At 64.2% G+C, this 18,577-nt stretch carries 21 protein-coding genes and 2 tRNA genes; 12 read left to right on the top strand and 11 right to left on the bottom strand.

Annotated elements, in window-relative coordinates; genetic code table 11:
• Positions 1 to 51 precede the first annotated feature (51 nt).
• Positions 52 to 1,167: a glycosyltransferase gene (locus RQH62_RS16985; protein ID WP_311269944.1), complete on the bottom strand. Its 1,116-nt coding sequence runs from the start codon at positions 1,165 to 1,167 to the stop codon at positions 52 to 54.
• Positions 1,168 to 1,236: 69 nt separating this feature from the next.
• On the opposite strand from RQH62_RS16985, the gene RQH62_RS16980 reads away from it, so the two are divergent.
• The 8 genes from RQH62_RS16980 to RQH62_RS16945 all read left to right on the top strand — a co-directional run bounded on the left by RQH62_RS16980 (position 1,237) and on the right by RQH62_RS16945 (position 8,026).
• Entirely contained in the window at positions 1,237 to 2,109 is an 873-nt protein-coding gene (locus tag RQH62_RS16980) for a lauroyl acyltransferase (protein WP_311269908.1), read from the top strand.
• A gap of 32 nt (positions 2,110 to 2,141) precedes the next feature.
• Positions 2,142 to 2,786: a phosphoribosylanthranilate isomerase gene (locus RQH62_RS16975; RefSeq protein ID WP_311269907.1), complete on the top strand. Its 645-nt coding sequence runs from the start codon at positions 2,142 to 2,144 to the stop codon at positions 2,784 to 2,786.
• Positions 2,787 to 2,882: 96 nt separating this feature from the next.
• The gene (trpB, locus tag RQH62_RS16970; protein WP_311269906.1) at positions 2,883 to 4,124 is read left to right on the top strand and encodes a tryptophan synthase subunit beta; all 1,242 of its coding nucleotides are present in this window, start codon (positions 2,883 to 2,885) and stop codon (positions 4,122 to 4,124) included.
• Positions 4,121 to 4,492 (top strand): hypothetical protein, encoded by a 372-nt coding sequence (locus RQH62_RS16965; RefSeq protein ID WP_311269905.1) that lies wholly within the window; start codon positions 4,121 to 4,123, stop codon positions 4,490 to 4,492. The genes trpB and RQH62_RS16965 overlap by 4 nt, the downstream gene beginning before the upstream one ends.
• On the top strand, positions 4,489 to 5,301 hold the full coding sequence (trpA, locus tag RQH62_RS16960) for a tryptophan synthase subunit alpha (protein ID WP_311269904.1): 813 nt from the start codon (positions 4,489 to 4,491) through the stop codon (positions 5,299 to 5,301). Before RQH62_RS16965 ends, trpA begins: the two co-directional genes overlap by 4 nt.
• Complete coding sequence (gene accD / locus RQH62_RS16955) at positions 5,298 to 6,146, top strand: acetyl-CoA carboxylase, carboxyltransferase subunit beta (RefSeq protein WP_311269903.1); 849 nt, start codon at positions 5,298 to 5,300, stop codon at positions 6,144 to 6,146. The genes trpA and accD overlap by 4 nt, the downstream gene beginning before the upstream one ends.
• 36 nt (positions 6,147 to 6,182) lie before the next feature.
• Positions 6,183 to 7,517, top strand: coding sequence for a folylpolyglutamate synthase/dihydrofolate synthase family protein (locus tag RQH62_RS16950; RefSeq protein ID WP_311269902.1), 1,335 nt, complete (start codon positions 6,183 to 6,185; stop codon positions 7,515 to 7,517).
• Between the two features lie 68 nt (positions 7,518 to 7,585).
• On the top strand, positions 7,586 to 8,026 hold the full coding sequence (locus RQH62_RS16945) for a DUF6628 family protein (protein WP_184271640.1): 441 nt from the start codon (positions 7,586 to 7,588) through the stop codon (positions 8,024 to 8,026).
• Here the strand turns inward: RQH62_RS16945 and RQH62_RS16940 are convergent.
• The 3 genes from RQH62_RS16940 to RQH62_RS16930 all read right to left on the bottom strand — a co-directional run bounded on the left by RQH62_RS16940 (position 8,023) and on the right by RQH62_RS16930 (position 10,629).
• Positions 8,023 to 8,772 (bottom strand): hypothetical protein, encoded by a 750-nt coding sequence (locus RQH62_RS16940; protein ID WP_311269901.1) that lies wholly within the window; start codon positions 8,770 to 8,772, stop codon positions 8,023 to 8,025. The two genes, RQH62_RS16945 and RQH62_RS16940, sit on opposite strands and share 4 nt — an antisense overlap.
• Entirely contained in the window at positions 8,769 to 10,088 is a 1,320-nt protein-coding gene (locus RQH62_RS16935; protein ID WP_311269900.1) for an AmpG family muropeptide MFS transporter, read from the bottom strand. The genes RQH62_RS16940 and RQH62_RS16935 overlap by 4 nt, the downstream gene beginning before the upstream one ends.
• Positions 10,089 to 10,170: 82 nt before the next feature.
• Complete coding sequence (locus RQH62_RS16930; RefSeq protein WP_311269899.1) at positions 10,171 to 10,629, bottom strand: response regulator; 459 nt, start codon at positions 10,627 to 10,629, stop codon at positions 10,171 to 10,173.
• 174 nt (positions 10,630 to 10,803) lie between these two features.
• On the opposite strand from RQH62_RS16930, the gene RQH62_RS16925 reads away from it, so the two are divergent.
• Together RQH62_RS16925 and rsmD are read left to right on the top strand one after the other, a co-directional pair.
• Positions 10,804 to 12,213, top strand: coding sequence for a pseudouridine synthase (locus RQH62_RS16925; protein WP_405053565.1), 1,410 nt, complete (start codon positions 10,804 to 10,806; stop codon positions 12,211 to 12,213).
• The gene (gene rsmD / locus RQH62_RS16920) at positions 12,210 to 12,749 is read left to right on the top strand and encodes a 16S rRNA (guanine(966)-N(2))-methyltransferase RsmD (protein ID WP_311269898.1); all 540 of its coding nucleotides are present in this window, start codon (positions 12,210 to 12,212) and stop codon (positions 12,747 to 12,749) included. The genes RQH62_RS16925 and rsmD overlap by 4 nt, the downstream gene beginning before the upstream one ends.
• A 19-nt stretch (positions 12,750 to 12,768) precedes the next feature.
• Here the strand turns inward: rsmD and RQH62_RS16915 are convergent, their stop codons facing one another.
• On the bottom strand, positions 12,769 to 13,215 hold the full coding sequence (locus RQH62_RS16915) for a globin domain-containing protein (RefSeq protein WP_311269897.1): 447 nt from the start codon (positions 13,213 to 13,215) through the stop codon (positions 12,769 to 12,771).
• A 109-nt stretch (positions 13,216 to 13,324) separates the two neighbouring features.
• Here RQH62_RS16915 and RQH62_RS16910 point away from each other — a divergent pair, with 109 nt between their 5' ends.
• Entirely contained in the window at positions 13,325 to 13,771 is a 447-nt protein-coding gene (locus RQH62_RS16910) for an Rrf2 family transcriptional regulator (protein ID WP_311269896.1), read from the top strand.
• Here RQH62_RS16910 and RQH62_RS16905 read toward each other — a convergent pair.
• Both RQH62_RS16905 and RQH62_RS16900 read right to left on the bottom strand, forming a co-directional pair.
• Positions 13,768 to 14,283 (bottom strand): Fe-S oxidoreductase, encoded by a 516-nt coding sequence (locus RQH62_RS16905; protein WP_311269895.1) that lies wholly within the window; start codon positions 14,281 to 14,283, stop codon positions 13,768 to 13,770. The two genes, RQH62_RS16910 and RQH62_RS16905, sit on opposite strands and share 4 nt — an antisense overlap.
• Positions 14,284 to 14,409: 126 nt before the next feature.
• Positions 14,410 to 14,808 carry a GFA family protein gene (locus RQH62_RS16900; RefSeq protein ID WP_311269894.1) on the bottom strand — a complete coding sequence of 133 codons (399 nt, stop codon included), beginning with the start codon at positions 14,806 to 14,808 and terminating at the stop codon, positions 14,410 to 14,412.
• A 104-nt stretch (positions 14,809 to 14,912) separates the two neighbouring features.
• Here RQH62_RS16900 and RQH62_RS16895 point away from each other — a divergent pair, with 104 nt between their 5' ends.
• Positions 14,913 to 17,189: a UvrD-helicase domain-containing protein gene (locus RQH62_RS16895; protein WP_311269893.1), complete on the top strand. Its 2,277-nt coding sequence runs from the start codon at positions 14,913 to 14,915 to the stop codon at positions 17,187 to 17,189.
• Here the strand turns inward: RQH62_RS16895 and RQH62_RS16890 are convergent.
• The 4 genes from RQH62_RS16890 to RQH62_RS16875 form a co-directional block, all read right to left on the bottom strand.
• On the bottom strand, positions 17,177 to 17,695 hold the full coding sequence (locus RQH62_RS16890) for a GAF domain-containing protein (RefSeq protein WP_311269892.1): 519 nt from the start codon (positions 17,693 to 17,695) through the stop codon (positions 17,177 to 17,179). The genes RQH62_RS16895 and RQH62_RS16890 overlap by 13 nt on opposite strands.
• Positions 17,696 to 17,827: 132 nt before the next feature.
• Positions 17,828 to 17,903, bottom strand: a tRNA-Ala gene (locus RQH62_RS16885).
• A gap of 165 nt (positions 17,904 to 18,068) precedes the next feature.
• A tRNA-Ala gene (locus tag RQH62_RS16880) sits at positions 18,069 to 18,144 on the bottom strand.
• 87 nt (positions 18,145 to 18,231) lie between these two features.
• Positions 18,232 to 18,561, bottom strand: coding sequence for a TIGR02300 family protein (locus RQH62_RS16875; RefSeq protein WP_311269891.1), 330 nt, complete (start codon positions 18,559 to 18,561; stop codon positions 18,232 to 18,234).
• Positions 18,562 to 18,577 lie beyond the last annotated feature (16 nt).

Here is an 18,577-nt window from a genome sequence, read left to right as displayed (position 1 = left end):
AATATCCTATTCCCGCATCGAAATTTCAGGATCAGCGGGAAATATGCGAAGTTAAGCGCTGCGCACCATGCCCACTACCTTGCCGCGCCTCACCCGGTAGTCCCAGCCGCCCCAGCGGATATGGCTGGACAGGGCCGCCCGCCCCTGCACCGCCAGATGCGCCCATGTCACCACAAAGGGCGCAACCACATCCCACCAGAGCGATCGTCGGGCCTGTCCTATCTGCCCCGGTTCCAGCACGCCTGCGATGATCCTCCGCCGCACCAGCGCCCGGCTCCAGGCCGCGCCATAGCCGACCGCAACCGCCGTCCATCCACCCCAGACCAAAGCCCAGAGCCAGAACGCCGCCTGCACCACGACAACACCCGTCGCCAGCGCCCACATGCCGACGCTGTTGGTGACGATGTGGCGATATTGCCGCACGCCAAAACCCAGCAACTCCGCGAAACCGCCTTCCAGCGGACTGGCCACCAGCAGGTCGCGCACCGGCCGCAGCCGCAGCCTGGCGCGCCAGCCTGCCAGCCCGATGCTCATGTCGTCAGACAGCCGCCCCGCCAGCGCCCCATCAAGATCCAGCCGATCGGCCACCGCCCGAGGCAGCGCCATGGCCCCGCCCCATGGCATGGTCGCACTGGCGAAGCGGGGCAGCGTCGCCAGTTGCATCTCCACCGCCCCGACCAGCGCCGCCATGCCACCCTGCCCCGGCAACAGCAGCCGATAGCCGGTGGCGATATCCGCCTTCCCCCTCACCAGCGGAAAGAGCAGCCGGCCAACCAGTCGCGGCGGCGGCGCAATGTCAGCATCGATGAAGACCAGCCATGCGTCATCCGGCCGCAACGCCCGTAACGCCGCGCGCAGCTTATGGACCTTCTGCCCCTCGTCGCTCGCCACACCGGCCGCGACGACCTGAACCCAGCCGCCTTCCCGGAACGCCAGCGCCTCAGCCGCCGAACATTGTCCCGATGTCGCGATCAACAGGCGAAACTGCGCAGTCTGCGCCTTCAGCCGGGCGATCAGGTCCGGCCCACCATCCCAGTCATCCCGCACGCTCAGGATGACCACCGCCCCCTCCGGCGTCTCGATCTTGCGATCAACCGGCAGGTTGCGCCAATAATTGATGACGCCCAGCACGGTCAGCGCCTGAAGGCCGATCCAAACCCAAAGCATCGCCCCAAAAAGCATCACCTTCCCTGCGCCCCTTTACCGTCTCACCCGCTGCTGTATGACGCTTGGGCGATGCTCTCCAACCCCTTTCTCTTCTCCCTGATGCGCCATTTACCCGCACCGGCCGCAAGCTGGCTCGGCGGATGGCTGTCCGCCCATGTCGCGCGCCGCAGCATGAAGCTGCGCGACGCCCGCGCCCGCGCCAACCTCGCCATCCTGCGCCCTGAACTTTCGGCGGCAGAACGCGAAGCGATCCTCACCCGGCGCTGGGTGAATGTCGGCCGTACCATGGCGGAACTCGCCAATATCGACCGGTTGGTGAACGACGCCCATGTGACGGTGATCGACAAGCCCGCCTATCAGGCTGTGCTTGATGGCCCCGGCCCGATGATCGCCTTCACGGCCCATCTCGGCAATTGGGATCTACTCGCAGCCCATATCAAATGGTCGACCGACCGGCCCGGCCTTGGCGTCTATGAAGCGCCCGAAGATCCGAAGATCGCGGCCCAACTCAAGAAGGCCCGCTCCAGTTACATGGGTGAAGCGATCGGCGGCGAAGGCGCAGCGCGCGGCGTACTCAAGCATCTGACCCAGAAGGATCGCGCGACCCTCTATATCTTGGCGGACGAGCGGCGCGACCGGCAGGTCTGGTTCCCGACCTTCGGCCGGCCGCTGGAACCATCGGGCAACCTGTCCATCGCCCTGCGGCTGGCGCGCAAGGTCGGCGCGAAATTTCTGCCCTTCTACCTTTTGCGCACCGGCGGCCCGCATTTCGCACTCCATTGGCACCCTCCGCTCGATCCCGCGACGATGAGCGATGCGGAGATCGTCGCCACGCTGGACCGCTTCCTCGGCGACGCCTGCGTCACCCATGCCGAACAGTGGCTCGCCCTGCACGATATGGACCTGACCCAGCCGGGCCAGCCGCCTTTGAGCGGTATGTGACTTCCCTGCCCTGACGGTCTAAAGGCTCGCCCATGTCCCGACTCGCGATCAAGATTTGCGGCCTTTCGACGCCAGAGACGGTGGGCGCCGCCGTGCAGGCAGGCGCGAGCCATGTCGGCTTCGTCCATTTCGCCAAAAGCCCGCGCCATGTCGCGCCGGACCAGATCCGCGCACTGTCCGCCGCCATCCCCGTGCATGTCCAGCGCGTCGCCGTCGTGGTCGATCCGACCGACGAGATACTGGCCGAACTGGTCGCCACCGGCGCGCTCAGCACCTTCCAGTTGCATGGCAAGGAAACGCCCGAACGCGCCGCCGCCATCCGCGCGCGCTTCGGCCTGCCGGTGTGGAAGGCGATTTCGGTCAAGACCCGCGCCGATATCGACGCCGCCAATGGCTATGCCGGTGCCGCCGACCTGCTGCTGTTCGACGCCAAGACGCCCGATGGCGCGGCGTTGCCCGGCGGCATGGGCCTGCGCTTCGACTGGACGCTGCTGCGCGGCGCGCCGATCGCCGCGCCATGGGGCCTGTCCGGCGGCCTTGGCATCGACAATGTGGCCGAGGCCGTGCGCATCACCGGCGCGCCTCTGGTCGACGTCTCGTCGGGTGTGGAAAGCGCGCCGGGCATCAAGAGTGTGGACAAGATCATGGCCTTCTGCAAAGCGGTTCAGCCATGTTGATGCTGAACATCCCTGCCATGCGCATCGAAGGACGATGGCGCTGATCGCTTGCCCATTTGAAAGCGAACGCCCCATATTGTCCTTGGAAAGATAGTCATGACCGATACCGTAACCCTGCCCAATAGCCTGCGCAGCCAGCCTGACGCCAACGGCCATTTTGGCGCCTTTGGTGGCCGCTATGTTGCCGAAACGCTGATGCCGCTGATCCTGGAACTGGAGAAGGTTTATAAGGAAGCGAAGGCCGATCCGGCCTTCGACGCCGAATATGCCGAACTGCTGCGCAGCTATGTCGGCCGCCCCAACCCGCTCTATTATGCCGAGCGGTTGACCGAAGCGCTGCGCGCCAAGGCCGAGCCGGGCAAGGGCGCCAAGATCTACCTGAAGCGCGAAGAACTGAACCACACCGGCGCGCACAAGATCAACAATTGCATCGGCCAGGCTTTGCTCGCCCGCCGCATGGGCAAGAAGAAGGTCATCGCCGAAACCGGCGCGGGCCAGCATGGCGTCGCGACCGCGACCGTCGCCGCCCTGTTCGGCATGGAATGCAAGATCTTCATGGGCGCCAAGGATGTCGAGCGGCAGAAGCCCAACGTCTTCCGCATGAAGCTGCTCGGTGCGGAGGTCATCCCGGTCCATTCCGGCTCCTCGACGCTCAAGGATTCGATGAACGACGCGCTGCGTTACTGGGTGTCGAACGTCCACGACACATTCTACATCATCGGCACCGCTGCGGGTCCGCATCCCTATCCCGAACTGGTCCGCGATTTCCAATCGATCATCGGCAAGGAAACCCGCGCGCAGATCATGGAAGCCGAAGGCCGCCTGCCCGACCTGCTGATCGCTCCGGTCGGCGGCGGCTCCAACGCCATCGGCCTGTTCCATCCCTTCCTGGACGATCCCGATGTCGCGATGATCGGCGTGGAAGCGGCCGGCGAAGGTCTGGACAAGAAGCATGCCGCGTCGCTCGCCGGTGGCAAGTCCGGCATCCTGCACGGCAACCGCACCTATCTGCTTCAGGACGAAGACGGCCAGATCACCGAAGCGCACAGCATTTCTGCCGGCCTCGATTATCCCGGCATCGGCCCGGAACATAGCTGGCTGCACGAAATCGGCCGGGTGCAATATATGCCGATCAAGGATGACGAGGCGCTGGAAAGCTTCCAGACCCTCTCGCGCCTGGAAGGTATCATCCCCGCGCTCGAATCCGCCCATGCCGTCGCCGCCGCCGAGCAGGTCGCGCCGACGCTGGACGCGGACAAAATCATCGTCGTCAATCTGTCCGGCCGAGGGGACAAGGATATCTTCACCGTCGCCGACGCGCTGGGAGTGGAGATGTGAGGCAGACGGGCTGGATAGTAATCGCGCTGGGGTGCGCGTTTGCAATCGCAGCATATGGTTGCCGATATGCCGGCTATGACAATTGGGAAGCGCTTGCGATTATCGCCTTTGCTGTTTGCTTCACATTGGGATTAACCATTGTTTCGATATCGGCGGCAAGTCGCTTGATCAAAGGCGAAGTTATCTTGCGGCCAATAAATGCTTTCAAATCCGCACTTATCATTTTTGGGTTGATGATTGGGATTAGAGTCCTGTTTTGGACCTTCTCCCATTCCGCTAATCCAGATTATTCCGAGGCTCTCATACATACTGGAGCTTTTTCGATAGTGTATGGCCTTTACACGACAGCATATCGCAGGATGACATGACTGACCGCCTCACCACCCGCTTCGCCGCCTGCAAGGCGCAGGGCCGCGCGGCCCTCATCACCTTCGTCACCGCTGGCGATCCTGACGTCGCTTCGACGCCCGCCATCCTCGATGCGCTCGTCGCGGGCGGCGCGGATATCATTGAACTGGGGATGCCCTTCACCGATCCGATGGCCGATGGCCCGGCGATCGAACTGGCGAACCTGCGCAGCCTCGGCTCCGGCACGAAGACGAAGGATATTTTCGCCCTCGCCGCCGATTTCCGCGCTCGCCATGCCGACACGCCGATCGTCCTGATGGGCTATGCCAATCCGATGCTGATCCGCGGCGCCGACTGGTTCGCCGACCAGTGCAAGGCCGCCGGCGTCGATGGCGTCATCTGCGTCGATATCCCGCCGGAGGAAGATGCCGAAATCGGCCCGGCCCTGCGCGCGGTCGGCGTCCACCTCGTCCGTCTCGCCACGCCGACCAGCGATGCAGCGCGCCTGCCCGCCGTGCTGAACGGCGCCAGCGGCTTCCTCTATTATGTTTCCGTCGCAGGCGTCACCGGCAAGCAGTCGGCGGCCCAGGCGTCGATCGACATCGCCGTCGCCAAGCTGAAGGCCGCCACCGACCTGCCGGTCGCCGTCGGCTTTGGCGTGCGCGGGCCGGAACAGGCCGCCGCCATCGGTCGTATTGCCGATGGCGTGGTCGTCGGCTCCGCCATCGTCGATATCATCGGGTCGCATGGCGATGCCGCCGCCCCCTTCGTCCAGGATTTCGTCGCCACATTGCGCGACGCCCTTTCTATTCGGGAGACCGCCGCATGAGCTGGATCAACCGCGTTCGTAACGCCCTGCCCTTCACCAAGAAGGAAACCACCGCCGAAACGCTGTGGCACAAATGCCCCTCCTGCAAGGAGATGATCTTCATCAAGGAGTGGGAAGAGAATCTGTCCGTCTGCCCGCGCTGCGACCATCATGGCCGCATCGGCCCGTCGGAACGGTTCGAGCAGATTCTCGACGCCGGCTTCATCCTGCTGCCGACGCCGCATGTGCCGGAAGACCCGCTCAAGTTCCGCGACTCCAAACGCTATCCCGACCGGATCAAGGCCGCCCGTGCCGCGACCGGGGATCAGGACGCGCTGATCAACGCGCGCGGCGCGATCGACGATGTGCCTTTGGTCATGGGCGTGCAGAATTTCGCCTTCATGGGCGGCTCCATGGGGATGGGCGTGGGCGCGGCCTTCATTCAGGGCGTCAATGACGCAATCGCTCATAAATGCCCCTATGTCATCTTCACCGCTGCCGGCGGCGCGCGGATGCAGGAAGGCATCTTGTCGCTGATGCAGATGCCGCGCTCCACCGTGGCAATCCAGAAGCTGCACGCGGCCGGCCTGCCCTATATCGTCGTGCTGACCGATCCGACCACGGGCGGCGTCACAGCCAGCTATGCCATGCTGGGCGATATTCAGATTTCGGAGCCCAATGCTCTGATCGGCTTTGCCGGCCAGCGCGTGATCGAAAGCACGATCCGTGAAAAGCTGCCCGAAGGGTTCCAGCGCGCCGAATATCTGCTCGATCATGGCATGATCGACATGGTCGTCCATCGCAGCGAATTGCGCGATGCGCTGGCCCGCGTGATCGGCTATCTCAGCCCGCGCGCGGCAGCCTGATCCAGTCGTAAACGCGCGATAAGGGAGCAGCGCGCCATGGCCGACCACGCCGTTTCGGACGACCGCGAAGTGCAGGCGCAACTGGACCGGCTATGGTCGCTGTCCCCCGGCGCAGACGTGCTGGGGCTGGAGCGCATCACCCAGTTGCTGAAGCGGCTGGACAATCCACACCGCTCGCTGCCCCCCGTTTTCCATGTCGCCGGCACCAATGGCAAAGGATCGACCTGCGCCTTCCTGCGCGCGGCGATGGAGGCGGACGGGAAAAGCGTCCATGTCTTCACCTCCCCTCATCTGGTGCGCTTCAATGAGCGTATCCGCATCGCGGGGCAGTTGATTTCAGACGAACAGCTTGCCCGTTATCTGGAACGGGTGCTCGATATCGCCGAAGGCGTGAACGCCAGTTTCTTCGAGGTCACGACCGCCGCCGCCTTCCTCGCCTTCTCTGAGCATGAAGCGGATGCCTGCATCATCGAAGTGGGCCTGGGCGGGCGCCTCGACGCGACCAACGTCATCGCCAATCCCGTCGTGTGCGGCATCGCGCAACTGGGCATCGATCATCAGGCCTTTCTGGGCGATACGCTGGAAAAGATCGCAGCGGAAAAGGCCGGCATCGCCAAGGCCGGCGCCCCGCTGGTAACCCAACGCTACGCCGAATCGCTCATGCCCGTCATCATGGACGCGGTCCGCAGCGCATCGACCCGCTGGATCGGACAGGGTGATGGCTGGGATGCCGCCGTCTATCGCGATCGTATCCATTATCGCGACGATCTGGGCCGACTGGAAACGCCGTTGCCGCGCCTCGCCGGCGCGCATCAGGTGCAAAATGCCGCGCTCGCCTTTGCCATGCTGCGCCATCAAAATGCCGTGCCGCTTTCCGAAGCGGCGCTAAAGGCCGCGCCCCTCTGGGCGCAATGGCCTGCGCGCCTGCAAAGACTGGACCATGGCCCGCTGCTGCGATCGCTGCCGGACGATACGACCGCCTGGCTGGACGGCGGCCATAATGCCGGGGCTGGCGAGGCGATCGGCGCCTTCTTCACCGCCGACCGACTGGAAGGACAGAAGCTCCACCTCATCATCGGCATGCTGGCCAACAAGGAAGTGGACGCCTTCCTCGCGCCCTTCGCGGGCAAGATCGGTCATATCCACGCACTGCCAGTGCCGAGCCATGACCATCATCCGCCAGAACGCTTTGCCGCAATCGCGGCAAAATGGGGCATCGGCTGCACCGCGCACCATGATGTAAGCGCGGCGATCGGAACCATCGCTGCGGAATGTGCGGCAGCGAGCGAAACCGCGCCCAAGCTGCTAATCGGCGGCTCCCTCTATCTGGCCGGCGAAATTTTGCGACTGAACGATCAACTGCCTGATTGATTATAGTTGCGACTAACTCGCAATAGCGTAGGATAGCCTTCTCGAACCAACGCAGAAGGCGCGATTCTATGGCTTATGGAGAGACTTCCCCCCTCGACCTACCCCGGCCCATTCCGGGCGGCTATGGCAATCGCCTGTTCCTGTTCGTGATGCGCCGGATGGCGACGGCCGGGGTCAATGACGCTCACGCCGCCAACGCGATGCTGGGCGCGTTCGGTCGCAGCTATCGTCGGCCGCTGGTGCTGATGCGGGCAATGATGCTCGAACTGGCGCGCGCGTCGAGCCGCAAGATATTGGTCGCCCCCTGCTGCTGCGCGCGCATGACGGCGGACGAGGCGTTGATGATGCAGGCGACCGGCGATGCGCTACGCAACCCCAATGCCGCCTATGATCAGGTGAGCGAATTGCTGGGCAACGACCATGCGCTGGGCGCACTGACCTGCCTGCAAGCGGTGGCGCAGGCGCATAGCGACCTTGGCCGACCGCTGGACCTGTACGCCGCCGGTTAAACCTTCCGCAATTCGGCCAGTTGCTCGCCAGCCCAGCGATACATGTCGGCCTGAGCCGCGCGCTGGGTACGGTCCATTCGTTTTGCGCGCCGCTCTACGTCCTCCAGGATCGACCTGGCGCGATGGCGATCCCCCTGTTGCAGCAGGAAGGCAACATAGTGGCAGCGGGCTTCCTCGCCCGCGATCCGTTCGATGACATCCTCGAACAGCAAGCGTGCTTCCGCCGCACGGCCAAGATCGGCCAAGATTCGTGCCTTCAGCAACGCGCGCCGGTCCCGTTCGCTGCCCATGGCCAGGTCTGGCGCGGCATCGAGCAGGCGCAATGCCTCAGTGCTTGTCCCGCGTTCGAACAGCACCCCGGCCAGTTTCACCTGCGTGCCCCAGTCACTGCCCGGCCCCATCGACAGCGCCTTGCGATAGGCGCCCTCCGCCTCGGCATAGCGATGGCGCACCGCCTGCGCATCGCCCAGCGCGATATAGTTGGCGGCGGTTTCGGCGAGGTCGAGATTGCGCTCCGCATCGCGCACCGCCCGTTCCGGATCGACCTTCCCCACCACCTGCGCCCGCGCGGTGCGGACATGGCGGTTGTTCCAATGCTGCGGCAAGACCTCCAGCATCAGATAGGCAAAACAACCCAGCAGCGAGAAGAGCATGATGAACAGCAGCCAGATCTGGTTACGACCCGACCGGATCACATGGACGGCGCAAAGTATCTGGACGCAAAGCGATGCGACGATGAGGATCATGGCGTGTCACTTGTCTCCGTTGCCGCCGTGCCGACGCTGGCATCAATCAGACCAGCGCGCATCATCAGCCAGAAGAGCAATATGCCCGGCACCGCCAGTGCGGTCGTGAGCAGGTAGAAATCGACATAGCCGAACCGCTCGATCAGCCCCCCTGCCGTGGTGCCGGTCAGGAAACGACCGACGATGCTGGCCGCGGCGGAAATCAGCGCATATTGGGCGGCGGTGAAGCGCAGGTCGCACAGGGCGGAGAAATAGGCGACAACGGTGACGCCACCAATGCCGCTGGCGAAATTTTCAAAGCCGATCGCGCCGGCCATACCCCAGTTACTTTTACCCAGCGCAGCAAGGGCGGCGAAGCTGAAATTGGATACGCACATCAGGATCAGGCTGAATAGTACCGAGCGCTTCATCCCCATGCGGGCGTAAAGAATGCCCCCAACGAAAATGCCGATCAGATAGGCCCAGAAGCCGATACCAACGTCATAGATGGCGATTTCGTCGTTGGTGTATCCCATGTCATCGAACAGCAGGCGGAATGTCAGATTGGCCAATGTGTCGCCAATCTTGTGCAACAGGATGAACAGCAGGACCAGAAATGCGCCACGGCGCCGGAAAAACTCCATCAGCGGCCCGGCGATCGACTGCCAGACCTCTGCCATGCCGCGCCGCTCGACCGGATCGCGATGCCGTTCCGGCTCACCCAGCAGCAGGCCGGTCAGCATGGCGGGCAATGCGAAGACAGCGCAGGCGAGATAGGCACCCTGCCAGCCGATGCGCGACGCCAGCACCAGCGCCAGCGCGCCTGCCGCAACCGAGCCGATGCGCCAGCCATATTGCGACATGCCCGACCCGACGCCCAATTGCTCAGGCTTCAGCGTTTCGATGCGGTAGGCGTCGATCACGATATCAAAGGTCGCGCCAGCGGCGCCGACAAGGATAGCAGCATAGGCCGTCTGGATAAGGCCGGTCGAGGGATCAACGAGCGCCAGATTAGCCACGGCCGCCATGACGAGGATGCCGGCGACCAGCAGCCAGGAGACGCGCTGCCCCAACCGGCCGACTACCGGTAGCCGAACGCCATCCACCACCCACGCCCATAACCATTTAAGATTATAGACGAGGAAAGCCAGGGTAAAGGCGGTCACTGCCTTCTTGTCGATGCCGTCCTGCGCCAGCCGCGTGGTTAGCGTCGCGCCAATCATCGCATAAGGAAAACCGGACGACACGCCCAAGAAGAAAGCAGCCAGCGGCCCTTTCTGTGCATAGGGTCTGACGGCATCCAGCCAGCTGCGGCTGCCTTGTGTAGCGTCAGTCATAAATGCGTGCGTCCCCCGATGGCGTCAATGCGGGCGCCACCATATGGCCAGATCGCCGCCAAGCAAGCCTGCTGTGCGGCGATCAGCCCGGCAGTTCGAACAGGCTGAGGCCCGGTGGCAGTTTCGGCCGCCTTGCGCCGCGCAGAAGCGCATCAATCACGCCGATCGCGGCAATCAGGTCGCGTGGGCCATAGGGCTTGGAGAGGCAGCCGATGGCCAGCGTCCGCGCCTCGACCGGGCAACGACCGGTCACGAACAGGACTGGCAGACCGCGCAGGGCGGCATGGCGAGCGACGTCGATGCCGGTCTTCTCGCCATGAATGGCGACGTCTGCGATGACGAGGTCGACGCCGCCTTCGTCCATCACCCGCACAGCATGGTCATGATCGTCCACGGTGGCGGCGATGCCATAGCCGGCCTGCGCCAGCGCATGTTCATTGTCGAAGGCGACGAGCGGCTCATCCTCCACCACCAGCACGGTGCGGATCGCCTTGCGGCGCTTCGACACAGCGCCTCCCTCTTTCACCAGCCCGAAAAACATTTGCCGATCCGCCCTGATTCCGCCATGCACCCGATGAAACGCCGCGCCCCCGCACCGGGTTGCCCGATGGACGGTCAGTCCCCCTCGCCCAAGCGCCGGAGCGGCACATCTCAGCCTGTTGCTGGCTTTCGTCCCATATGGGAATAGCCAGTGCCCATGAAAAGGAACCCGCCCGTGCAACCGCCGAAAAAATCAGGACCGCCCCGGCGGGGAGGACCAGGCGGCCCGAAACGTCCGACCGGCCCCGGCCGGGGTGGCGCAGGCCAGGGCGGATCGGGCCGGCGTTTCGGGGCTTCGCCCGATCGCGGCGCTGGCCGGGACGCCGAGCGGGGCGATGCAAAGCCGCGCTTCTACAAGGGCGACGACAGTCGTTCGGATCGTCCGCGCGGCGAGCGACCCGAACGAAGCCGTGCCGACACTGGTGCGCGTCCGGCACGTGGCACTGGCCCGCGCGACACGACGGCCAAGCCACGTAGCCAGCGCACGGAAAGCGAACGGAGCGAGCGCCCTCGGACCGAACGCGCGCGCAGCGATCGTCCCCGGACAGAACGTGCCGGCAGCGATGGTTTCCGCCCGAATGGCGTACGGCAGGAGCGTGCTCGCCCGGCGGCCCGGCCGGACGGTTCACGCCAAGAGCGCATGCGGCCCGATCGCCCAGACGGCCCACGGCAGGACCGTAGCCGCCCTGACCGTCCGCGCGATGACGTCGTCAAATCCTATCCGCCGCGCCGCCCGCGCGGGAAAGGTCCGACGCCAACGACCAATCCCCATCCCGCTCATGCCGCTGCCAGCGAGGGCAAGGGAGAACCCCAGCGCATCGCCAAACTTCTGGCCCGCGCTGGCGTGGCCTCCCGCCGCGAGATCGAGCGGATGATCGAGGAAGGCCGCGTCGCCAAGGACGGCATAGTCATCGACACGCCCGCGACGCTGCTAACGTCGCTGCGCGGCGTGACGGTGGATAAGGTCGCGATCGCCGCGCCCGAACCCACGCGCCTGTTCCTGTTCCACAAGCCAACCGGCTATCTGACGACCGAGCGCGATCCGGCAGGACGGCCGACCATCTACGACCGGCTGCCCGCCGACCTGCCGCGCGTCATGCCGATCGGCCGGCTGGACATGAATACCGAAGGGCTGTTGCTGCTGACCACCGATGGCGGCTTCAAGCGCGAGATGGAATTGCCTGCAACCGGCGTGCCGCGCACCTATCGTGCGCGCGCCTTTGGCGAGGTCAGCCAGCAGCAACTGGAAGACCTGTTCGACGGTCTGGAAATCGACGGCATCCGCTACGGCCCGATCGAGGCCAATCTGGAGCGGCGCACCGGGCGCAACCAGTGGATCGAAATGACCCTGACCGAAGGCAAGAACCGGGAGGTTCGTCGCGTGCTCGAACATATGGACCTGAAGGTCAACCGGCTGATCCGCACCAGCTATGGCCCCTTCCATCTGGGCGAATTGCCGGTCGGCGCGGTCGAGGAAGTCCGCGAGCATGAACTGGCGCATTTCCGCAAGAGTTTGCGGGATGCGGGCAAGGCCGCAGGCAAGAACGCAGACCGGAACGAGGCTGACGGAGACGGGGACGCATGAGGATCATTTCGGGCCAATGGCGCGGCCGTCCGTTGACCGCGCCCAAGGGCGACGCCACCCGCCCCACCGGCGACCGGACGCGCGAAACGCTGTTTTCCATGCTGCTCAGCCGCATCGGATCGTTCGAGGGGCTGGCCGTGGGCGATTTCTTCGCCGGGTCGGGCGCGCTAGGGTTCGAGGCCCTGTCGCGCGGTGCGGCCTCCTGCCTGTTCGTGGAGCAGGACAAGCCGGCGCTGGACGCGATCCGCGCCAATGGCGACCGGTTGGGCATCCGCCCGGACATCCGTCCCTCCAGCGTGTTGGCGCTGGGGTCGGCGCCCAAGCCGCTGGACCTGATTTTCATGGACCCGCCCTATGGCACCGGCGCGGGCCAGGTGGCGCTCGACAAGCTGGCGCGGCTGGGCTGGACCAATGCCGCCAGTTGGATCAGCATCGAAACCGACCGGCGCGAGGATGTGGTGGTGAAGGGCTTTGCCGTCGACGCAGTGCGCGACGTCGGCAAGGCGCGGATCACCCTGCTGCGGGCAGAGGATTGATCGCTCCGCGCCGGAGCGCTCAAGCCGCTTCGGCGTAGGCCTTCGCTTCTTCACCGATTAGAATGTCGGCCAGGAACTGATAGGCTTCGGCCCAGGCGGCCAGCACTTCGTCGGTGGCGACCTCTTCACCCAGCACATCGCGGATGGCAGGCAGCAGCGCGGCTGCAACCTTGGGATAATGGTCCGGCTGCACCCCGGTCTGGACATGGCGCGCAACCATGCGCGCGACCGCGCCGCCCAGCGCCTCCAGCCTGTCGATATTTTCCGCATAGCCAATGATCGCCGCGGCCAGCCTTTTGGGCTGCTCGCCGCTGTCCTGCGCCGCCTGATCGAACATCGCCTTCACCGCTTCGTCCTGAAACAGGCGCGCATACATCGCGGTGGTGATGGCGACGCCATGCTTACGCAGCGCAGGGCCGGTGGATTTCACGATGGCGATGGTGGTTTGAGACAGCGAGTTGGACACCTGATTGACCTTTTTTATGAGTCGATAAGATGCATTTATTTTGCATGTTTTAACATGTAAATAGAATATATGTTTGATAGCATCATCCCGCACGCGTATCAGAACGAAGATGCAACTGACCCGCCACACCGACTATGCCCTGCGCGTGCTGATCCATCTCGCCGCCGCGCCGTCCGGGCGGGCGACGATCCCGGAGATCGCCGACGGCTACGGACTGTCGCGCAATCATCTGATGAAAGTGGTGCATCATCTGGCGCAGGGCGATTTCATCCATACCCAGCGCGGGCGTGGCGGCGGCTTCACGCTGGCACGCGCAGCAGGGGATATCAGCATCGGTGCAGTGGTGCGGCATAGCGAGCCGGACATGAAAATGGCGGATTGCGCCCGTTGCGCCATCCGCCCATCCTGTGGCCTGACCGGTATATTGGCCGAAGCAACCCATGCTTTTCTGGCCGTGCTCGACCGCCATAGCCTCGCGGATGCGGCGCGCGACCGAAGCGGGCTGGCGGCCTTGATCGCCGCACTGCCCACTTCGGCCTGCGCCTCAGCCGGTTAGCGCTTGCGCCCCTTCGGCGCCTCGCCGCGATTGACGCAGCTATCCTGCACCGTGCGGGTACAGGTCGGATAGTCTTTCGCTTCGGTCGGCGCCGGGCTCATATTACCACCCACCGTCACGGGATTGGATGCGGAGCCGATCGGTGCCGATGGATCCTGCGGCACGTCTGCGGGCGCCGGCACCATGCCGGGGTCTGCCGGCACCGCGCCCTTGGGTTGACCGGCATTGGGGTCGCCTTGCGGTGGTACGGGCGGCGTGGGTGCCGCCGGAGCGGGAGGCGCAGCAGACGGCGCGGGCGGTGCGGCCGGGGCGGATGGCTCTGCCGGCGCGGCAGGGGCAACCGGCGCCGATGGCGGCGTGGCTGCCGGATCGGCGGGCGCCGGCTGTTCCGGTGGCGTCATGGCGTCAGCGGGTGGCTGACTGCCCGGTGCGGGTGCCTCCTGCGCGATGGCAGCACCGCCCAGCGTGGCAAAACCGAGCATCGCGACGCCGGCCAGCATGATGGATTTCATCGGGATCATCCTTTCCTATTCTGTTCTTCGCCCCGTTCGGAAAGGAAAACCGATGTCGTGACAGCCCCGTTCCGTCCCGACGACGAAATGAGGCATGCGCACGACGGGATGAGCGCTCGCAGTAGCTTACGGCCCTTCGGGATAGCGGGCAAAAGATGGCAGGTCGTGGGCCTTTTCCACCCATGGCAGGGCTTCGGCCATCTGGATCTGCGCCTGGGGCGGCAGGGCGGTCGGATCGTCCAGCGTTCCCGTCTGAATATCGATCGCGCCGGGGAAAGCGATGGGATTGGTGTAGAAGACACCGGTGCCGCAGGTGCCACAGAAATGGCGCGTCGCATGTTCGGAGCTTTGGTAGCGCACAGCCTCCCCCTCGATCTTTACCGCATCTTCCGGAAACAACGCCCAACCGACCATCGGCGCACCGGCGCTGGCGCGGCAATCCTTGCAATGGCACAGCGCGCTATAGGCCGGATCGCCGGTCGCTTCATAGCGGATCGCCCCACACTGGCATCGTCCCGTCAGCATCACTCTTGCTCCCTTGCATGATTCGCCTTTTGTTCTCATAGAAGGCCCGTCGCTGCAAGCACCTGCCCTTGCCCCTGCTCCCTCCCATGCCTAGTTGATCCATCATGACTGTCCCTGCCCCCTCCCCGAACGATCCCCCCTATCTGGACGGACTGAACCCGCCGCAACGCGAAGCGGTGCTGACCACCGAGGGGCCAGTGCTGGTTCTGGCCGGTGCGGGGACGGGCAAGACGGCGGCGCTCACCGCACGGCTGGCGCATCTGATCGGGACACGGCGGGCATGGCCATCGGAAATCCTGGCCGTGACTTTCACCAACAAGGCGGCGCGGGAAATGCGCGCGCGCGTGGGGCGGATGATCGGCGACGCGGTGGAGGGGATGCCCTGGCTCGGCACATTCCACGCCATCGCCGCCAAGATGCTGCGGCGCCATGCCGAACTGGTGGGACTGCAATCCAATTTCACCATCCTCGACACCGACGATCAGTTGCGGTTGCTGAAGCAGCTGGTGCAGGCGGAAGGGATTGACGAGAAGCGCTGGCCGGTGCGGCAACTGGCCGGCCTGATCGACCAGTGGAAGAATAAGGGATGGACCCCGGCCGATGTCGGCGCGGGCGAAGCGGAAGGCTATGCCCATGGCAAGGGACAGAAACTCTATGCCGCCTATCAGGCTCGACTGCGCGATGTAAATGCATGTGATTTCGGTGACTTGCTTCTCCATGCTCTGACGATTTTGAAGACGCATCGCGACGTGCTGGAGCAATATCAGCAGAAATTCCGCTATATCATGGTGGACGAATATCAGGACACCAACAGCAGCCAATATCTGTGGCTGCGGCTGCTGGCGCAGACGCGCAAGAATATCTGCTGCGTGGGCGACGACGACCAGTCCATCTATTCATGGCGCGGCGCAGAGGTGGCGAACATCCTGCGGTTCGAAAAGGATTTTCCCGGCGCGACCATCATCCGGCTGGAGCAGAATTATCGCTCCACGCCGCACATATTGGGTGCGGCGTCCGGGGTGATTGCGGAAAATGGCAATCGCCTGGGCAAGACATTGTGGACCGACATCGACGTCGGCGAAAAGGTGCAGGTCGCCGGCGTATGGGACGGGCCGGAGGAAGCGCGGCGCGTCGGCGAAGAGATTGAATCGGTGCAACGCAAGGGCGGCTCTCTGGACGAAGTCGCGATCCTCGTCCGCGCTCAGCATCAGACCCGCGAATTCGAAGACCGGTTCATCCAGATCGGCCTGCCCTATCGCATCGTCGGTGGCTTCCGCTTCTATGAGCGGGCGGAAATCCGTGATGCGCTGGCCTATCTGCGGCTGGTGAATCAGCCGGCCGACGACCTGGCGTTCGAGCGAATCGTCAATGTGCCCAAGCGCGGGTTGGGCGACAAAGCGGTGGAGAAGTTGCACCGGCTGGCGCGGGCGGAGGGCATTCCGCTGGCGCTGGCGGCTGCGCGCATCCTCGACACCGACGAACTGACGCCCCAGGCACGACGGTCGCTGGGCAATTTCATTGGCGATCTGGCGCGCTGGCGGGACCGCGCGGCGCAGCTCCCTCATGCCGAGCTGGCACGGCAGATACTGGACGAAAGCGGCTATACCGCGATGTTGCAGGCCGAACGCACGACCGAAAGCGCCGGACGGCTGGAAAACCTGTCCGAACTCGCCCGCGCGATGGAGGAATATGAGACGCTGGGCGCCTTCCTGGAGCATGTCAGCCTCGTCATGGACAATGAGGCGCAGCAGGACGAGCGCAAGGTCACGATCATGACCATCCACGCCGCCAAGGGACTGGAGTTCGATACCGTGTTCCTGGCGGGCTGGGAGGAAGGCATCTTCCCCTCGCAACGGGCGCTGGACGAAGGCGGCCTCAACAGCCTGGAGGAGGAACGGCGGCTCGCCTATGTGGCGATCACGCGGGCGCGCAAGCGCTGCACCATCCTGCACGCCGCCAACCGCCGCATCTACGGCCAGTGGACCAGCAGCATCCCGTCGCGATTCGTCGGCGAATTGCCGCCCGAACATGTCGAATCGGAAAGCAGCATGTCAGGGGGGGCATCGTTGTGGCGCGCCAACTGGTCGGAACGGGACGATCCCTTCGCCAATGTCGCGCGCGGCAGCGGACGCGGGCCGGGCTGGCAACGGGCGCAGTCCACCGGGCAGTTCAGCAAGGAACCGGTGCGGATCGTGGAAGCGCGGACATCGGCTGTGTCGCTGGGCAACAAGGGACGCAGCGACATGAGTGTCGGTCTGCGCGTGTTCCACCAGAAGTTCGGCTATGGCAGCGTCGCGGAGATCGAGGGTAACAAGCTGGAGATTGATTTCGAAACCGCCGGTCGCAAGCGGGTGATGGATAGTTTCGTTCAGCCGGCTTGAGGGTGGGACGTCGGCGTCGAAATCGATTTCGGCACGGCGCAGAGTTTGGCGGACAGAATGGCGCTGACGTCGCTGGCGAACCCTTCGACGATCGCCACCGCCGCTGCATTGCTGACCAGCCGCGGCTCCGGGTCGATTGCGCAGAGCGTGCCGTAAAAGCTGCCGTCCGACAGGATCAGCGGGAAAGAGACATAGCTTTTGAATCCGTAGAAGCGCGGCACCGGATGCCGCTGCCAGGCAATGTCGGCATCGACATGGTCGATCACCACATAATTTTCGGTCTGGCGGATATCGTTGCAGATGGTCATCTGCACCTCCAGTTCAGCGCCGGGTTCCAGCCCGAAGGCGATCTTGTCCAGCACCTGGCAGGCAATCCACCGATCTTCGGTCACGCGCGCAACGGCGGCAAAGCCCATCTGCGTCACCTGACACAGGCGCACCAGAATGGCGCGGATCGCATCGTCATCGCCCTGCGCAGCGGCCTGAACGGCTAAATCATCCTTCATAACAGCGGAATGGCAGGAAAGCGCGCTCTTGGCCAGTAGGAGGATGTGGCAGCGGGAGAGGATCGCAGCGGCGATGGCGCTGGCAGCAACGCAAGGAAGCGCCTGAGCCTACATATGGAATTTGAAGAAAGTTGGTGGAGCCTAGCGGGATCGAACCGCTGACCTCCTGCATGCCATGCAGGCGCTCTCCCAGCTGAGCTAAGGCCCCATCCTGTGCAGCGTTGCCGTCACATCATGGTCAGACCATGTCCGGCACTGCCGTCGGTCTTATGTCTAACGCGAAGTCAGGGATAACTTCTCGTCTTCCCCCCTCACTTGCGTTCGGGAATTTTTCGGGAAAATGTCCCCTGGACATTTTCTGATCCCGAAAAATTGGTGGAGCCTAGCGGGATCGAACCGCTGACCTCCTGCATGCCATGCAGGCGCTCTCCCAGCTGAGCTAAGGCCCCGTACCAGTGAGGCGCCGCTTGGGTCCGGCGCCTCGGAGGTCGCTGCCTCTAGGGTCGTGTGACCCCGTTGGCAAGCAGAAATTTCATTTAATTATCGTCGTTGTCGTCATCGCCGCCAGCGTCGACGCCCAGGTCGTCATCGCCGCCCAGATCGACGTCATTATCCGGCGAATCGCCGTCGTCATCGACGTCGATGTCCAGATCGTCGTCCGCCGCTTCCAACTCACCGTCAGCGGTTTCGATCACCTTCTTGGGCGCTTCTTCATAAGGAAGCGGCTGCTTCGACTTCAGCACCGGTTCCGGTTCCCAGGCGCTGCCGCAATTGATGCAGGTTACCGGATCGTCCTTGCCCAGGTCGTAGAAGCGAGTCGCGCATTTCGGGCAGGTCCGCTTCGTGCCCCATTCAGCCTTCACCATGTCCGGCCTGTTCCTT

Origin of the sequence: Sphingobium sp. WCS2017Hpa-17 (assembly GCF_031843765.1) — a bacterium.
Classification (GTDB): domain Bacteria; phylum Pseudomonadota; class Alphaproteobacteria; order Sphingomonadales; family Sphingomonadaceae; genus Sphingobium.
The sequence above is the reverse complement of the archived record's forward strand: the minus strand, read 5'-3'. Positions and strand labels throughout refer to the sequence as shown.

Coding starts and splice junctions, on each gene's coding strand:
- RQH62_RS16935 (WP_311269900.1), bottom strand. CDS start 10,088: ATGACTGACGCTACACAAGGCAGCCGCAGCTGGCTGGATGCCGTCAGA.
- trpB (WP_311269906.1), top strand. CDS start 2,883: ATGACCGATACCGTAACCCTGCCCAATAGCCTGCGCAGCCAGCCTGAC.
- RQH62_RS16910 (WP_311269896.1), top strand. CDS start 13,325: ATGCAACTGACCCGCCACACCGACTATGCCCTGCGCGTGCTGATCCAT.
- RQH62_RS16980 (WP_311269908.1), top strand. CDS start 1,237: ATGCTCTCCAACCCCTTTCTCTTCTCCCTGATGCGCCATTTACCCGCA.
- RQH62_RS16900 (WP_311269894.1), bottom strand. CDS start 14,808: ATGCTGACGGGACGATGCCAGTGTGGGGCGATCCGCTATGAAGCGACC.
- RQH62_RS16945 (WP_184271640.1), top strand. CDS start 7,586: ATGGCTTATGGAGAGACTTCCCCCCTCGACCTACCCCGGCCCATTCCG.
- trpA (WP_311269904.1), top strand. CDS start 4,489: ATGACTGACCGCCTCACCACCCGCTTCGCCGCCTGCAAGGCGCAGGGC.
- RQH62_RS16985 (WP_311269944.1), bottom strand. CDS start 1,167: ATGCTTTGGGTTTGGATCGGCCTTCAGGCGCTGACCGTGCTGGGCGTC.
- RQH62_RS16930 (WP_311269899.1), bottom strand. CDS start 10,629: ATGTTTTTCGGGCTGGTGAAAGAGGGAGGCGCTGTGTCGAAGCGCCGC.
- RQH62_RS16895 (WP_311269893.1), top strand. CDS start 14,913: ATGACTGTCCCTGCCCCCTCCCCGAACGATCCCCCCTATCTGGACGGA.
- accD (WP_311269903.1), top strand. CDS start 5,298: ATGAGCTGGATCAACCGCGTTCGTAACGCCCTGCCCTTCACCAAGAAG.
- RQH62_RS16975 (WP_311269907.1), top strand. CDS start 2,142: ATGTCCCGACTCGCGATCAAGATTTGCGGCCTTTCGACGCCAGAGACG.
- rsmD (WP_311269898.1), top strand. CDS start 12,210: ATGAGGATCATTTCGGGCCAATGGCGCGGCCGTCCGTTGACCGCGCCC.
- RQH62_RS16890 (WP_311269892.1), bottom strand. CDS start 17,695: ATGAAGGATGATTTAGCCGTTCAGGCCGCTGCGCAGGGCGATGACGAT.
- RQH62_RS16940 (WP_311269901.1), bottom strand. CDS start 8,772: ATGATCCTCATCGTCGCATCGCTTTGCGTCCAGATACTTTGCGCCGTC.
- RQH62_RS16905 (WP_311269895.1), bottom strand. CDS start 14,283: ATGAAATCCATCATGCTGGCCGGCGTCGCGATGCTCGGTTTTGCCACG.
- RQH62_RS16950 (WP_311269902.1), top strand. CDS start 6,183: ATGGCCGACCACGCCGTTTCGGACGACCGCGAAGTGCAGGCGCAACTG.
- RQH62_RS16875 (WP_311269891.1), bottom strand. CDS start 18,561: ATGGTGAAGGCTGAATGGGGCACGAAGCGGACCTGCCCGAAATGCGCG.